Origin of the sequence: Lysinibacillus sp. HST-98, from assembly GCF_016757845.1 — a bacterium.
Classification (GTDB): domain Bacteria; phylum Bacillota; class Bacilli; order Bacillales_A; family Planococcaceae; genus Lysinibacillus; species Lysinibacillus capsici.
The window spans coordinates 493,615-509,761 of sequence record NZ_JAENHX010000002.1; the positions used below are offsets into that span (position 1 = coordinate 493,615).

Sequence of the window (16,147 nt, forward strand, 5' to 3'; positions counted from 1 at the left end):
AGATAGTTGCTATTTTATTGCTGTGCATGCTTCTCAACTATCTACTGTTACTTATAAATAATCTCGCCACACATTAAGCTGTTCCCATGACGGATTTGACTGTAAATAATGGAGCGCGTGATTAATTTCCCGTTCAGCTGCTTCTTTTGATGATGAAACAGCAACAAGTGCTAATTTCGTTCGCTGCCATACATTTTGATGGTCAATTTCCGCAATTGAAACGTTAAATTTCTGCTTTGTGCGGGTAATCATACGCTGTAAGACAGCACGTTTTTCCTTTAACGAATGGGCAGTTTGAATGATAAATTCAACCTCTGCATACACGATCATTAGGCGCGTTTAATCTCTTCCATAATATAGGCTTCAATAATATCGCCTTCTTTAATATCGTTGAAGTTTGTAATTGTAATACCACATTCGTATCCTTTTGCCACTTCTTTTACTTCATCCTTGAAGCGTTTAAGCGTATCTAACTCACCTTCGAAAATAACGACATTATCGCGGATCACACGTACACCTGAATCACGTGTTACTTTTCCTTCAGTTACATATGAACCAGCAATTGTACCAACTTTTGATACTTTAATTGTTTGACGAACTTCTGCTTGACCAATAATTTTTTCTTCAAATTCAGGATCAAGCATACCTTTCATTGCTTGTTCAATCTCTTCAATTACTTTATAGATAATGCGGTGTAAGCGAATATCTACGCCCTCTTCTTCTGCAGCACGTTTTGCGTTAACATCCGGACGGACGTTAAATCCAATAACAATCGCATTAGAAGCTGCTGCAAGAGAAATATCAGATTCGGTAATAGCTCCAGCACCTGTGTGAATAATTTTCACATTTACGCCTTCCACATCAATTTTCATTAGGGAGGCTGCCATTGCTTCAACAGTACCTTGAACGTCAGCTTTCACAATTAAGTTAAGCTCTTTCATTTCGCCTTGGCTCATTTGTTCAAATAAGTTATCAAGCGTTACACGTTGTTTTTCTGAACGTTGTGCTTGAATCGCTGACATTGCTCTTGTTTCCCCAACTTGGCGCGCTGTTTTTTCGTCTTCAAAGACAACGAAACGGTCACCTGCTTGAGGTACATCATTTAAACCTGTAATTTCAACTGGAGTTGATGGACCAGCTTCTTTTACACGACGACCTTTATCATTTACCATCGCACGTACACGACCATACGTATGACCTACAACGATTGGGTCACCTACTTTTAATGTTCCATCTTGTACTAAAAGCGTAGCAACCGAGCCACGACCTTTATCAAGCTGCGCTTCGATTACTGTTCCAAGTGCTAAACGTTCTGGGTTTGCTTTAAGCTCTCCAACTTCAGCTACAAGTAAAATCATTTCTAACAATGTATCAATGCCTTCACCTTTTAACGCTGAAATTGGAACGAAAATTGTATCTCCACCCCATGCTTCAGGAACTAAGCCATGTTCTGTTAATTCTTGCATCACACGATCTGGATTTGCCGATGGTTTATCCATTTTATTCACAGCCACAATAATTGGTACTTCAGCTGCCTTGGCGTGATTAATCGCTTCTACTGTTTGTGGCATAACACCATCATCAGCAGCTACAACTAAAATTGTTAAATCCGTTACTTTTGCACCACGTGCACGCATTGTTGTGAAAGCCGCATGTCCTGGTGTATCAAGGAATGTAATTTTCTTGTCGCCTTCTGTAACTTGGTATGCACCAATATGTTGTGTAATACCACCAGCTTCTCCTGCTGTTACTTTTGTATGACGAATAGAGTCTAATAAAGTTGTTTTACCATGGTCAACGTGACCCATAATTGTTACAACTGGCGGACGTTCTGATAAATCTGCCTCGTTTACTTCTTCTGTTTGCTCGAAGTGTGTTTCTAAATCCGTAATATCTACACGAATTTCCTCTTCCACTTCTACACCATAGTCTGCGCAAATTAATTCAATTGCATCCTTATCTAATTCTTGGTTAATTGTTGCCATTACGCCAAGCATGAATAATTTTTTAATGATTTCAGATGGCTCACGGTGTAATTTTTTTGCTAATTCTGCAACTGATAATGATTCAACAAAAGTAATTTTTTCTGGAAGTTCCTTTTGTTTCACTGGAATTGATGGTTGATGCGTTTTTGGATGGCGACGTTTGCCTCCATGAATCCCTGGTTTTGGACGTTGGTTGTAACCACCGCCACCTCTACGATTATTATTGTTATTATTATTATTATTTTGTGTCATATTTCTATTTTGATTACCTTTTGTATTCTTAGATTTTTCGTTAGACGAATTTGAGTTTTGCTGTGCATGTTGCTGATTGTTTGCTTTTGGCTTAGAAGTAGCAGATTGCTGCCTTTGTCCTTCTTGCTTTTTCACCGAATGCTGTGGTTTTTGCTGGCCATTTGATTGAGGTTTTTGTGCCATGTTTTGAGTTGATTGTTTTGCTACATTTTTCTCAGGTGTTGCTTTAAATGTTTGATTTAACTTTGCCACAGCGTCTTTTTCCAACATAGACATATGGTTTGTTACACTCACATTTAATTTACTTAGTGCTTCAATAACCTCTTTACTCGTTTTATTCACTTGCTTCGCATATTCATGAACTCTGATTTTGGTCATCTGCTCACCCCCGATTAGTTTTCGTTGAGTAGACTAGACAATTTACTTGCAAAACCTTTATCGGTAATCGCTAAAGCCACTCGGGCCTCCTTACCTGTAGCATGTCCTAGATCATATCGATCTCCAATTACATGATACTCAACGTTGTAGTACGTGCACTTATCTTGAATTTTTTTACTAGAGTTTTTAGAAGCATCGTTTGCAAGCAGTACTAGTTTAGCATTGCCATTGCGGACTTCCTTTACTACTAACTCTTCTCCTGAAATCACTTTACGTGCTCTTGCTGCGATTCCAAGCAAATTAAATATTGCTTGATTTATCATAAAATTGACTCCCTACGAATCAGCAAAATAAGTTCCTCGTATATTTCTTCAGGAATTTTCACATCAAGTTGGTGCCCTAATACATTTTTCTTACGCGCAAGGTCAACTGCCTGCTCTGATTTAGAGACATAGGCACCACGCCCAGGCTTTTTCCCGGAGACATCTACACTTACTTCGCCCTCTTTCGAACGAACAACACGTATCATCTCTTTCTTTGGTAGCATTTCTCCAGTTGCTACACATTTACGAAGAGGTACTTTTTTGTTTACAGCCATAAGAATCACCATTCCTCTCTGAAGCTTGTCGTAAGAGGTGGACAAGTCATGCTCTACTTGACGCTCTGACAGTATTCAGTCGGCGTAGGGGGCCCACTGAATACTGTCAGCTAACTTGTCACACGGGCTTTCTTACTTATTCTTCGTCGTCTTGATATAAGTCAACTGCTACATCATCAAAATCACTTTCTTCATCATCAGCAGGGATGAAAGTGCTTGTAGCCGAAGGATAAATACCTAATTCACGAGCATCAGTCTCACTCTTAATATCAATTTTCCAGCCAGTAAGCTTCGCTGCTAGGCGAGCATTTTGCCCACGTTTACCGATAGCTAGAGATAATTGATAGTCTGGTACAACGACTGTTGTCGACTTTTCTTCTTCATTCACTTGTACATCTAATACTTTTGATGGGCTTAATGCATTAGCTACAAATACAACTGGGTCTTCAGACCATTCTACGATATCAATTTTTTCACCATTTAGTTCATTGACAATCGTTTGTACACGAGCACCCTTTGCCCCAACACATGAACCAACTGGATCCACTTCCTCATTATGAGCGAAAACAGAAATTTTAGAGCGATCTCCAGCTTCACGTGCGATTGATTTAATCTCTACAATACCCTCATAAATTTCAGGTACTTCCATCTCAAATAATCGACGTAATAAACCAGGATGTGTACGAGACACAATCACTTGAGGTCCACGAGTTGTACGTTCCACTTTTGTAATATACACTTTAATACGATCATGTGGATGATAAGATTCACCTTGGATTTGTTCATTAACAGGCAATGCTGCTTCTACTTTCCCTAAACCTACATAGATATTACGAGCATCTAAACGTTCAACAACGCCAGTTACGATATCATCTTCACGATCTACGTACTGCTCATAAATTAAACCTCGTTCCGCTTCACGTACGCGTTGTGTAACTACTTGCTTTGCTGTTTGTGCAGCAATGCGTCCAAAGTTACGCGGTGTTACTTCCTGTTCCACGATGTCCTCTAGCTGATAGGCTGGATTAATGACTTTTGCATCTTCTAAAGAAATTTGCAAACGATCATCTTCTACCTCTTCCACAACATCTTTACGTGAAAATACACGAATTGAGCCCTTATCTAAATTTAAGTCTACTCGAACATTTTGTGCTTGGTTAAAGTTGCGTTTGTAAGCTGTAACTAATGCCGCTTCAATGGCTTCGATTAACACATCTCTTGAAATTCCTTTTTGTTCTTCTAGCGCATTCAGCGCATCTAACAAATCACTACTCATTTTGTTTTCACTCCTAAATATGCTTTATGCTGAAAAATCAATGGCAAGTCGTGCCAATGCGATTTTTTCTTGTTCAATTGTTACTGTTATTTTACGTGTTTTAATACGCACTTCCATCACTAATGTATGTTCATCGTATGACGTTAAGTAGCCTTGGAATTCCTTCATGTCCTTGATGGGCTCATAGGTTTTTACATAAATAAACTTGCCAACTGCTTTGACAAAATCTGTATCTTTTTTTAATGGACGTTCCGCTCCAGGCGAAGAAACTTCTAAATAATAGTTTTGTGTAATTGGATCTTTTTCATCCAATAACAAGCTTAGTCGTTCACTCACTTGAGCACATTGATCGATGTCAATTCCACCCTCAGGTGTATCAACATAGACACGTAAAAACCAGTTTCGTCCTTCTTTTACGAACTCAATATCCACTAGCTCAAGATTTAACTCATCCACAATTGGTTTAGCGAGCTCTTCAATTAAAGATGGTACTTTGCTCATTATTTCCTCCTGTATTTATCAAATTCTAGCGTATGAATTGTTCATCACTATCAAGATAAAGCAGTGATGAACCATAATAAAACAGAAATTCCACCAGTTGCTTTGGTGAAATTTTACGGTCTTACCTGCTGTTAGTCAAAATTTGTTTTGCTACGGTTAAACAACAGAAAAGAGCGGGTATGCCCCACTCTTTTGCTGGAAAAATATCAACAAATTATTACCATAAGAATAGCACAGTTCTCGACACAATGCAAATTTCCTTCATTATAGATAACCATATTGTGTCAGGAATTTGAATTTACATTGTGACCTTTCAATGCAAAACAATTGCAATACTAGAATAGCGATAACTGATTAGCATCAGGCATGCCTTCTAAACAACCAAGCTGGTCCATGTATTCAATAAGTGTTTTGGAAACACGACCACGTTGTTGTAAATCTTCCTTGGATAAAAACTCTCCCTCTTCACGAGCAGCTACGATCGTTTTCGCCACGTTGGTTCCAAGACCCGGAATTGCATCGAACGGAGGGATGAGTGAATTGCCATCAATGACAAACTCACTAGCTTGGGAACGATATAGGTCAACCTTTTGGAAACTCATACCTCGCTCACACATTTCCAATGCAAGCTCCAGCACCGTTAATAAGTTTTTCTCTTTAGTGGAGGCATCTAAGCCCTTCATATTGATTTCATCAATCCGTGCTCGAATCATTTGCGAGCCTTGCACCATTGCAATTAAATCAAAATCATCTGCTCTAACTGTGAAATACGCTGCATAATAAAGAATTGGAAAATGTACCTTGAACCAGGCAATTCGTACTGCCATTAGCACGTATGCTGCGGCATGGGCTTTCGGGAACATGTATTTTATCTTTTTACAAGATTCAATATACCAACCTGGTACTTTATTGGCGAGCATCTCGGCTTCAAATTCTTCTGATAATCCCTTCCCTTTACGAACAGATTCCATAATTTTGAAGGCTAGTGACGGCTCTAGACCTTGATAAATTAAATACACCATAATGTCATCACGACAACCAATTACTTCTTTTAGCACACATGTACCGTTTTGAATTAGTTCTTGTGCATTCCCTAGCCATACGTCTGTTCCATGGGAAAGTCCAGAAATTTGTACAAGCTCCGAGAATGTCGAAGGCTTCGTATCTTCTAGCATTTGACGTACAAAACGCGTACCGAATTCTGGTATACCTAATGTCCCTGTCTTACAGCCAATTTGCTTTTCCGTAACGCCTAAAGATTCAGGAGAACTAAAAATTTTCATGACGACAGGATCATCGGTCGGGATTGTTTTAGGATCGATTCCCGATAAATCCTGTAACATTCTGATCACCGTTGGATCATCGTGTCCAAGTATATCTAGCTTTAAAATATTGTCATGAATAGAGTGGAAATCAAAATGGGTTGTACGCCATTCTGCATCCTGCGCATCTGCAGGGAATTGCACTGGAGAAAAATCATAAATGTCCATATAATCTGGAACAACAATAATTCCTCCAGGGTGTTGCCCAGTTGTACGTTTTACTCCTGTACAGCCTTGAACTAAACGATCAACTTCTGCTCCACGAAAATGTAAATTATGATCACTTGCATAGCCTTTCACATAGCCATATGCTGTTTTCTCGGCCACGGTACCAATTGTTCCAGCACGGAATACATAATCTTCACCAAATAGCACCTTTGTATAATTGTGTGCTTGAGGCTGATATTCACCCGAAAAATTCAAGTCGATATCTGGTACCTTATCACCTTTGAAACCAAGGAAGGTTTCAAATGGTATGTCTTGTCCATCTTTTTTATAAGGTGTTCCACATTCCGTACAGTCTTTATTTGGTAAATCGAAGCCTGAGCTGACAGATCCATCATCAAAAAACTCGGAATGTTTACAACTAGGACAAATATAGTGAGGAGGTAATGGGTTAACCTCTGTGATTTCCATAAAAGTGGCTACTAATGAGGAACCGACCGAACCACGTGACCCTACCAAATAGCCATCAGCTAATGATTTTTTCACTAGCTTGGCAGAAATTAAATAAATTACACCAAAACCGTGTCCCAAAATCGATTTTAACTCTTTTTCAATTCGAGCTTTCACAATTTCCGGTAACTCCTCACCATAAATACGATGGGCCATTTCATAAGTTAAATTGGTTACTTCATCATCAGAACCCTCAATTTTTGGTGTATATAGGTCATCCTTAATCGGTTTAACGTCCCCAATACTTGCTGCTACTTTTTGAGCATTCGTCACAACCACTTCTTTCGCAAGATCCGGTCCTAAAAAATCAAATTCTTTCAGCATTTCATCAGTTGTTCTAAAATGGACTTCTGGTAGCTTAGAACGATTTAAAATATTTGCTCCACCTTGTGAACCAATAAGTATTTGCCTAAACATCCCATCTGTCGGATCTAAATAATGAACATTTCCAGTTGCAACAACAGGTTTATCTAGCTTCTTCCCGAGTTTAACAAGTTTACGGATAATATCTTCTAATGTCCATTCATCACGTACAACATTGCGTTCGATTAATGGTGCATATACAGCCTTCGGTTGCACCTCAATATAATCATAAAAACGAGCGACTTTCTCTGCTTCCTCTGGAGACTTATTCATCATTGTTTCGAATACTTCACCATTACTGCAACCTGATCCAACTAATAAACCCTCACGATATTGTTCAAGCACAGCGCGTGTCACCCGGGGAACACGATAGAATGTTTTTGTATGAGAGTGTGAAACGATTTTAAATAAGTTTTTTAAACCTGCATTATCTACCGCTAAAATTGTACAATGCATAGGTCTACCTTTTTTATAAGCATCCCCACCACCAATATGCTTGTTGAAGTCATCATGGTATTTAATAGCTAGCTCATCAGCATCCTTTAATAGCTGCAGCAGTAGATATCCTGTCGCCTCTGTATCATAAATTGCTCGGTGATGCTGTGTTAATTCAATATTGAATTTTTTACACAGTGTATTCAAGCGATGGTTTTTCATTGTAGGATAAAGCAATCTTGCTAGCTCTAATGTATCAATGACAGGATGGACTGTGTCTTCAAGACCAAATTTTTTATAGCCTGTATATAGGAAGCCTATATCAAATGATGCGTTATGAGCGACAACGATTGCATCTCCAATAAAGGCATGAAATTCTTTAATGACCTGCTCTACCTCTGGTGCATTTCGAACCATATCATCCGTAATACCTGTTAATTCAATGGTAGTAGCCGAAAGTGGATGATGTGGATTTGCAAAACTTTCATATTTATCAATCACTTGTCCATCTTTAATTTTAACTGCAGCCAATTCAATAATGGTATCATATGCCGTTGATAGCCCTGTCGTTTCTACGTCAAAAACAACATACGTTGTGTCTGCCAATAAACGATGCTCTGGAGCATAGGCAATTGGTACACCATCATCAACTAAATTTGCTTCCAGACCATAAATAATCTTAATGCCATGTTTTTTGCCCGCTGCATATGCTTCAGGGAAAGATTGCACCACCGCATGATCTGTAATAGCTATTGCTGGATGCCCCCACTTTGCAGCTTGAGCAACAAGCCGATCAACAGGTGTAACAGCGTCCATTTGGCTCATTGGTGTATGCAAATGTAACTCAACACGCTTTTCACCCTCTGGTGCTAAATCTTGTCGTGTTTCTTTTTTGATTTCATTAATATCATTCGCCATGACGATTAAATCACGAATAAACGTATCGGTTTGAACAGAGCCTCGAACTTTAACCCACATGCCCTTTTTCAGATGTTGCATTAATTCAGCATCATCATTGTCACGAGAAAACATTTTAACAATGATGGAATCTGTATAGTCGGTAATTTTGATTTGTAATAAGGAGCGTCCACTTTTTAATTCTTTTATTTCCGTATCAAAAACAAATCCTTCAATAATAACACGGCGTTCTTCTTCAACAATCCGTTTAATTTCCATGATTTCATCATCTTTAATATGCATCCCAAGTTGGAATGGACGGTCGCCAAGGTTAGCCAGTGCCGGATTGTCTTTCTTCTCTTGCTCACGCTTTTGGAAATCTTGCATCGCTTGCTGTGCCAGAGCCACTTCTTCCAGACGTTTCTGCTCCATAAATGCTTCTTGTGCCGCGATCATTTCTTCCGTTTCTTCTTGTAGCACAAAGTCGATTGCCATACGAGGGAAACCAAATTGACCATAGCTTTCTGCTAGTTTGTCCGCATACTTCGTTTTGAGCATCATAAATTCCATTTCCTGCATACAGGATAAAGTCATTTTTTGGCCGTTCCACGTTGGTATTTGGGTGATGAGACAATTTTTAAGCGTTGGAGCCATCTCATCAATTTGTTCCACAACATTTAGCCAGTACGCCTGCACCAGTTCCTCTGTGATATTTTTTTCTAATGTTTCAAATGTTGTATTAACTTGTGCTATCGCTGAAAATTTCTCTGTCAAATGCGTACGGAAAAGCTGATATAACGGAAACGGTAATATATCCTTTAACTTAATTGTGAAATGCCAAAGTCTATCCTTTTTATGAACTGTCAGGCGTGATAGTTCACCTTCCTCAAAAAATGACATATATACATCATCTGTTAACTCTAGTTGTTGCAAGAGCATTCGAAGTCTCATTCTTGCCTCTTGTTGCTGTTCCAATCTAATGACACCTACTTTCAGAAAGAGGCAATTTCTTTAGCCTCATGTTCTAATTCGTCTCAAACGCATGATGAATTCAAGAAAAAAATTCGCTCCCACACTGCGGGCGCTCTTCAAGTTTAACAGATATTTTACCATCTGTTGTTGCTTGCTTGGCTCACTGTCCCGCAGAAGTGTCGCGAATTATTTATATCTATCTTATCAAAATTATACGAAAGCCTCTATTAAAAGCATCCAATTCTAATGATCACCAATTTTTAGCTCGTCATTAATTTTTACGGAAAAATTCATTCAGGCGATCAATTACTTCTTCTTTTTTCCATTCAAATGTTTCACCCGTTTGACGGAATTTCACTTCTACAATACCTTCTGTTGCTTTTTTACCAACAGTTACTCGAACAGGTAAACCAATTAAATCAGCATCAGCAAATTTTACACCCGCACGTTCAGGACGATCATCTAGTAACACATCATAACGGTATGATTTTAATAAGCCATAAAGCTCCTCTGCTAATGCCACTTGTGCCTCATCTTTTGTGTTAACTGGCACAACATGAATATCATACGGCGCTAATTGTGTTGGCCATGTAAAGCCATTGTCATCTTGGAAGTGCTCCGCTACAGCAGCTAGAATACGAGAAACACCAATACCATAGCACCCCATAATAAATGGTTGAGCCTTACCTTGCTCATCTAAGAAAGTACCATTCATTTTAGCAGAGTATGTAGTACCTAATTTGAAAATATGACCAACCTCGATACCTTCTGCAAACTTAATGTTACCTTGTCCATCAGGAGAAGGATCTCCCTCTTGAATAAAACGAATATCTAAATAGTCATTAACTGCAAAATCACGCTCTGGGTTAACATTGACTAAATGGAATCCATCTTCGTTGGCACCTGCAATACCATTACGGATAGATTTAATAGCATGGTCTGCTACTACTTTTACGTCTACTGGTAATTTCACTGGACCAATTGAGCCAATGCCACATCCTAATAATTCTTGAATCGCTGCTTCACTTGCAAGTTCCACAGATCCTGCATCAAGTGCATTTTTCAATTTGATATCATTAATTTCATGATCCCCACGAGCAAGGACTACAACAAGCTCTCCATCTACATCAAAAACTAGAGATTTGATGACATTAGCAGGTTCTACATTTAAGAATGCTGAAACATCTTCAATTGTTTTTTGCTCTGGTGTTGCTACTTTTTCTACATCTTTTAAAGCTTCATCAGATGGTTGATAGTCAACAATTACTTCAGCCATTTCGATATTTGCTGCATAATCAGAAGTATCTGAGTACGCAATTGTATCTTCCCCAATTTCAGAAAGGACCATAAATTCATGTGTTCCTTTACCGCCAATCGAACCTGCATCTGCAATAACAGCACGGTAGTTTAAGCCGAGACGGGAGAAAATATTAGAATAAGCACGATACATATCTTCATATGTTTCATCTAAACTTTCACGTGACGCATGGAAAGAATAAGCATCCTTCATGATAAATTCTCTTCCTCGTAGTAAGCCAAAGCGAGGACGTTTTTCATCACGGAATTTCGTTTGAATTTGATACAATGTTAGCGGTAATTTTTTATATGATTTAATTTCATCACGGACTAAAGTTGTAATGACTTCTTCATGTGTTGGCCCTAATGCAAAATCACGGTCATGTCGGTCTTTTAAGCGCATTAATTCAGGTCCGTATTTTTCCCAGCGACCTGATTCCTGCCATAGCTCAGCAGATTGTAGAGATGGCATTAGTAGCTCAATGGAGTTAATAGCTTCCATTTCTTCTCGAATAATTGTTTCAATTTTTGTTAGCACACGTTTTGCAAGCGGTAAATACGAGTATACCCCACTTGTATTTTGACGAATAAACCCTGCACGTAGTAATTGCTTATGCGATTTTACCTCAGCATCAGCAGGTACTTCACGTAACGTTGGGATAAATGTTTTACTTTGCTTCATTCAGTGTTCCACCTTTTTCAATAGATAAGTTTATACTCTCAATAGCATAAACAAATTTAGCTTTGAGCGCAATGTTTCATCGAAATTGCGCTCAAAGCTAGGAAATCAAATTTCATTTAACTGTAAATGATTTAAAAGAAAAATCGTTGTATATCGTTCCATGTAACAACCACCATTAGAATCATGAGTAGGACGATTCCTACAAAATGTACAATACCTTCTTTTTGACGGTCAATTGGTTTACCCCGTAAAGCTTCAAAGCCAAAGAATAATAAACGGCCTCCGTCAAGTGCTGGTAATGGAAGTAGGTTCATAATTCCTAAGTTAATACTTAGCATTGCGGCCCAATTCATTAAGTTCATAATACCATATTGGGCAACTTGCTCTGTTGCTTTATAAATACCTACAGGACCTGAAAGTGCGTCTATTGTGAACTTACCGGTAATTAGCATACCTAATAGTTCAAATATTTTCACAGTCATATTATAGGTTTCCTGAGCTCCATATACAACTGCCTTTAATGGGTTAAATTCTCTTGGACTTTCATAGCGTACACCTATTTGACCATATTTCTCGCCATCCTGCTGGATTTCCTTAACAGTCATATTTAAGTTCACTGATTGTCCATTTCGTTCAACTGTCACGGCAATATCTTCGTTTGGATGATCTTGCACGATTGCAGCTAAATCTTGCCATTTTTCAACTGCTTGTCCGTTAATAGCTGTTACTCTATCTCCTGCCTGCATCCCTGCCTGTGCAGCTGGATCATTCTCTACTACTTCCGTGATAATTGGCTCGTATGTTGGTACACCATGGATCAATCCAATCACTAAATAAATCACAAACGCGAGAATAAAGTTAAACAAAGGGCCTGCAAAGATAGTCATTGCTCGCTGGCCGACTGTTTTTGCATTAAATTGACGATCCTGTGGCGCAATGACAAGTTCACGACCATTTTCCATAAGCACACAGTCTCTAGCAACTTGATAACGAACTAGACGTTCTTCTTCATCGTAACCCTCTACAAATAAATCCTTCTCTAAATCAGCGCGTTCAACTTCTAAAAATAATAAATCTGGTAACTGCTTATTATTTTGATTGAAAATAATTTTTTTAACAACATTATCCTCATTCACAATAAGCCCTATTCGGTAGCCTGGCTGTAATTCCGTACCATCCATATCCTCGCCGGCCATCCGTACGTATCCCCCGATTGGTAATAATCGAATAGTATACATTGTTTCTCCATGCGTTTTTCCATAAATTTTGGGACCCATTCCGATCGCAAATTCACGTACTAAGATACCTGCACGTTTGGCGAATAAGAAATGTCCAAGTTCATGGAAGAAGACGAGCATACCAAATATTAATATAAATGCAATGGCTGTTTGCATAATACCCCACCTTTAATAGCGATTAGTTAACGATACAGTGCTTTCGTTATTTTACCATGTCTAACACTATTTTTCTTGTCTCACTATCCACATGTAATATGGTTTGTAAATCTGGTACTGCAATGTTTTGGTGTGCCTGCATCACACGTTCAATCGTCTCATCAATTTCAAGGAATGTGATTTTCCCTTGTAAAAAGGCTGCAACTGCCGCTTCGTTGGCTGCATTCATCGCTGTCAGAATCGTACCACCCATACGACCAGCCTCATACGCTAAACGCAAAGCAGGGTATCGCTCAAAGTCCATCTCTTGAAAATGTAGTTGACCAATTTGCGCTAAATTTAGTCGCTGACCATTTTGTAATGGTATACGGTCTGGGTAGCTTAGAGCATATTGGATTGGCACACGCATATCTGGTGTACCTAGCTGAGCAATAACACTAGTATCATGATACTCAACTAGAGAGTGAATAATACTTTCTCTATGCAAAAGTACATCTATTTTATCATAAGGCATATCAAATAAAACATGTGCTTCAATGACTTCTAATCCCTTATTCATCATTGTAGCGGAATCTATCGTAATCTTTGCACCCATAGACCAGTTCGGATGATTCAGTGCATCTGCAACCGTCACATGTTTTAATTGTTCTCGTGTTTTATCACGGAAGCTACCACCAGAAGCGGTAATAATCAAACGTTCAATATTTTTCGGATTCTCACCATTCATCGATTGGAAGATTGCAGAGTGCTCACTATCTACAGGCAAGATGGCTACTTTGTATTTTTTGGCCTCTGCCATCACTAAATGACCAGCAGTTACAAGCGTTTCTTTATTAGCAATAGCAATCGTTTTACCCATACGAATGGCTGCTAATGTTGATTCAAGGCCTACACTTCCAAGCACAGCATTGACAAGTACAGTTGAATCTGGATGTGTTGCTACCTCTACAAGTCCTTTTGCTCCAAACGTAAATTGGATATTTGGAAACTCTTTAGCTAGTGTTAGTGCGTCTTCTTCTAATTGCACAGAAACTAATTCGGGCTTTAATGTTTCAATCATTTCTCGCGTTTTCTCTAAGTTCTTTCCTGATGAAAAAGCTACTAATTGAAAAGCATCACGTTGTTCTTTTAAGATATCGTAGGTTTGCCAACCAATTGAACCAGTTGCACCTAATAAACTAATTTTTTTCACAACAAATTGTCCCCTTTTTCTATCTAAGCAAATGATTTAGCAAAATGTCTTTTCCTATACAATTAATTACCAAATAAATGTAAAAAATGAAGTAGAGGCACGACAAATAATAGACTATCAAAGCGATCTAAAATTCCCCCATGCCCTGGTAAAATATTGCCTGAATCTTTTACATCAAAGTGACGTTTAATAGCAGATTCTACTAAATCGCCCATTTGACCAATAATTGAGGCAAAAATCGTTACAAAAACAAGTGATATATAACCATTTGCGAATGGGTAAATGAGTTGCATACCTACTGCAAAAATAACAGCGATGACTATTCCACCTATAAAGCCTTCGATCGTTTTCTTAGGCGAAATTTCTGGCCATAACTTATTTTTCCCTAATTTTCTACCTACAAAATATGCACCTGAATCCGTTGTCCAAACAACTAATAAGCAATAGACAACATACTCTAATCCAACATTTCTAGTTTCAATTAGATAATGGAATCCTAATCCCACATAAAATGCGCCTAATAAAATAAAGCCAACTTCGTCAAAAGTAATTTTATTTTTTACTAAAACCACGTAAATAAGAAGTAGCATCATTAGACCATAGACTACCATTAGATTAGACGAATAGCCTATTAATTCTACAACCCTTTCACTCCAGTCCTTCGGGATAACCAGTAAAATTAAAGTGATCAGTCCTAAGAAGCCAGGCACAGAAAAGATGGAAATACCTTTCATCTTAAGTATTTCATAAAAACCGACAATAGCCATTGCTAGCACAAGTATGGCAAATGGTACTTTTCCATAAATAACGAATGGAATGAAAAGTGCTGCTGCAATTATTGCGGTAATAATTCGTTGTTTCAAGTTGTTTCTTCTCCCTTCAACCCACCGTAACGGCGATTACGTTTTTGATAGTTTTCCACCGCTTCGAGTAAGTTTTCCTCACTAAAATCTGGCCACAATGTATCTGTAAACCAAAATTCTGTATAGGCGAGCTGCCATAGCATAAAGTTACTTAATCGCACTTCACCACTTGTACGAATTAAAAGATCTGGCTCAGGTAAATGGGCCGTCATTAAATGAGAAGTTAAGCAATCTTCTGTTATGTCTTGCATTGTTAATTGACCATCCTGCACTTTTTGAAGCATCATTTTCATGGCATTGACCATTTCAGAGCGACTACCATAATTCAGCGCAAAATTTAAAATAAGCCCTGTATTATGCTTCGTTTCTTCCATTGCCTCATACAACGCTTTTTGTGTATGGGCAGGTAATAAAGATGGGTCTCCAATCATTTCGACACGTACATTACGCTCCATCATTTCTGGTAAAAAGGAACCTAAAAATTCAACAGGTAGCCGCATAAGAAAATCTACCTCAGGTTTTGGTCTCTTCCAATTTTCAGTGGAAAATGCATAGACAGTTAAGACTTTAATACCCAGGTCTGACGCAAATCTCGTCACCTTACGCACCGTCTTCATTCCTTCATGATGACCAGCCACACGTGGCATAGCTCTTTTCTTGGCCCAACGTCCATTTCCGTCCATAATAATCGCTACATGGGCAGGAATCGGCTCGCTTTTAGCTAGGGCCACACGCTCCTCCAATGATAGTGTATCCATATTTATTTGTTTACCTAATAGCTTTTTAAACATGCTAACTCCCCCACTACAACTAATCGGACGTATACTAACCTATCATATCAAACAAAAGCGCCTTTTGTCTTTTTTTTCCCTCTAAATTGACTATGTATGTACTAGCTTATTTTAGAACTATACACATATTAAAGAATGAGTTTGTTAAATAATAATTGATTGTATCATTAATGACCTTTTCACATTCATGCATGCTCTCTATTTGAGTAAGCAATTTGGCTATGAATAATAAAGAGAAAAGACGTCCTGTTAAGTATAGGACGCCTTCATCTCAT

At 38.5% G+C, this 16,147-nt stretch carries 12 protein-coding genes; all 12 read right to left on the reverse strand.

Features of this window, described 5'->3' with window-relative positions; genetic code table 11:
• Positions 1–51 precede the first annotated feature (51 nt).
• Positions 52–330, reverse strand: a complete 279-nt coding sequence (locus tag JIN86_RS08085) for a DUF503 domain-containing protein (RefSeq protein WP_004225006.1) — start codon at positions 328–330, stop codon at positions 52–54.
• A complete protein-coding gene (infB, locus tag JIN86_RS08090) occupies positions 330–2,615 on the reverse strand; it encodes a translation initiation factor IF-2 (RefSeq protein ID WP_202341653.1) in 2,286 nt (761 codons plus the stop codon). Before infB ends, JIN86_RS08085 begins: the two co-directional genes overlap by 1 nt.
• Positions 2,616–2,629: 14 nt before the next feature.
• Complete coding sequence (locus JIN86_RS08095) at positions 2,630–2,938, reverse strand: YlxQ family RNA-binding protein (protein WP_004225011.1); 309 nt, start codon at positions 2,936–2,938, stop codon at positions 2,630–2,632.
• Positions 2,935–3,213 (reverse strand): RNase P modulator RnpM, encoded by a 279-nt coding sequence (rnpM, locus tag JIN86_RS08100; RefSeq protein WP_004269250.1) that lies wholly within the window; start codon positions 3,211–3,213, stop codon positions 2,935–2,937. The genes JIN86_RS08095 and rnpM overlap by 4 nt, the downstream gene beginning before the upstream one ends.
• A gap of 136 nt (positions 3,214–3,349) precedes the next feature.
• Positions 3,350–4,489 (reverse strand): transcription termination factor NusA, encoded by a 1,140-nt coding sequence (gene nusA / locus JIN86_RS08105; RefSeq protein WP_131521881.1) that lies wholly within the window; start codon positions 4,487–4,489, stop codon positions 3,350–3,352.
• A gap of 24 nt (positions 4,490–4,513) precedes the next feature.
• On the reverse strand, positions 4,514–4,990 hold the full coding sequence (gene rimP, locus JIN86_RS08110) for a ribosome maturation factor RimP (protein ID WP_004269252.1): 477 nt from the start codon (positions 4,988–4,990) through the stop codon (positions 4,514–4,516).
• A 335-nt stretch (positions 4,991–5,325) separates the two neighbouring features.
• Positions 5,326–9,657, reverse strand: a complete 4,332-nt coding sequence (locus JIN86_RS08115) for a PolC-type DNA polymerase III (RefSeq protein WP_202341654.1) — start codon at positions 9,655–9,657, stop codon at positions 5,326–5,328.
• A 268-nt stretch (positions 9,658–9,925) separates the two neighbouring features.
• Complete coding sequence (locus JIN86_RS08120) at positions 9,926–11,632, reverse strand: proline--tRNA ligase (RefSeq protein ID WP_202341655.1); 1,707 nt, start codon at positions 11,630–11,632, stop codon at positions 9,926–9,928.
• A gap of 131 nt (positions 11,633–11,763) precedes the next feature.
• On the reverse strand, positions 11,764–13,026 hold the full coding sequence (gene rseP / locus JIN86_RS08125) for an RIP metalloprotease RseP (protein ID WP_202341656.1): 1,263 nt from the start codon (positions 13,024–13,026) through the stop codon (positions 11,764–11,766).
• A gap of 46 nt (positions 13,027–13,072) precedes the next feature.
• Complete coding sequence (dxr, locus tag JIN86_RS08130; RefSeq protein WP_004269256.1) at positions 13,073–14,218, reverse strand: 1-deoxy-D-xylulose-5-phosphate reductoisomerase; 1,146 nt, start codon at positions 14,216–14,218, stop codon at positions 13,073–13,075.
• Between the two features lie 62 nt (positions 14,219–14,280).
• Entirely contained in the window at positions 14,281–15,081 is an 801-nt protein-coding gene (locus JIN86_RS08135) for a phosphatidate cytidylyltransferase (protein WP_202341657.1), read from the reverse strand.
• Positions 15,078–15,872, reverse strand: coding sequence for an undecaprenyl pyrophosphate synthase (locus JIN86_RS08140; RefSeq protein WP_004269258.1), 795 nt, complete (start codon positions 15,870–15,872; stop codon positions 15,078–15,080). The genes JIN86_RS08135 and JIN86_RS08140 overlap by 4 nt, the downstream gene beginning before the upstream one ends.
• Between the last annotated feature and the right edge of the window lie 275 nt (positions 15,873–16,147).

What these genes read in the sequence shown, in the direction of transcription:
- JIN86_RS08085 (WP_004225006.1), bottom strand. Translation starts at nt 330, where the DNA reads ATGATCGTGTATGCAGAGGTTGAATTTATCATTCAAACTGCCCATTCG.
- infB (WP_202341653.1), bottom strand. Translation starts at nt 2,615, where the DNA reads ATGACCAAAATCAGAGTTCATGAATATGCGAAGCAAGTGAATAAAACG.
- JIN86_RS08095 (WP_004225011.1), bottom strand. Translation starts at nt 2,938, where the DNA reads ATGATAAATCAAGCAATATTTAATTTGCTTGGAATCGCAGCAAGAGCA.
- rnpM (WP_004269250.1), bottom strand. Translation starts at nt 3,213, where the DNA reads ATGGCTGTAAACAAAAAAGTACCTCTTCGTAAATGTGTAGCAACTGGA.
- nusA (WP_131521881.1), bottom strand. Translation starts at nt 4,489, where the DNA reads ATGAGTAGTGATTTGTTAGATGCGCTGAATGCGCTAGAAGAACAAAAA.
- rimP (WP_004269252.1), bottom strand. Translation starts at nt 4,990, where the DNA reads ATGAGCAAAGTACCATCTTTAATTGAAGAGCTCGCTAAACCAATTGTG.
- JIN86_RS08120 (WP_202341655.1), bottom strand. Translation starts at nt 11,632, where the DNA reads ATGAAGCAAAGTAAAACATTTATCCCAACGTTACGTGAAGTACCTGCT.
- rseP (WP_202341656.1), bottom strand. Translation starts at nt 13,026, where the DNA reads ATGCAAACAGCCATTGCATTTATATTAATATTTGGTATGCTCGTCTTC.
- JIN86_RS08140 (WP_004269258.1), bottom strand. Translation starts at nt 15,872, where the DNA reads ATGTTTAAAAAGCTATTAGGTAAACAAATAAATATGGATACACTATCA.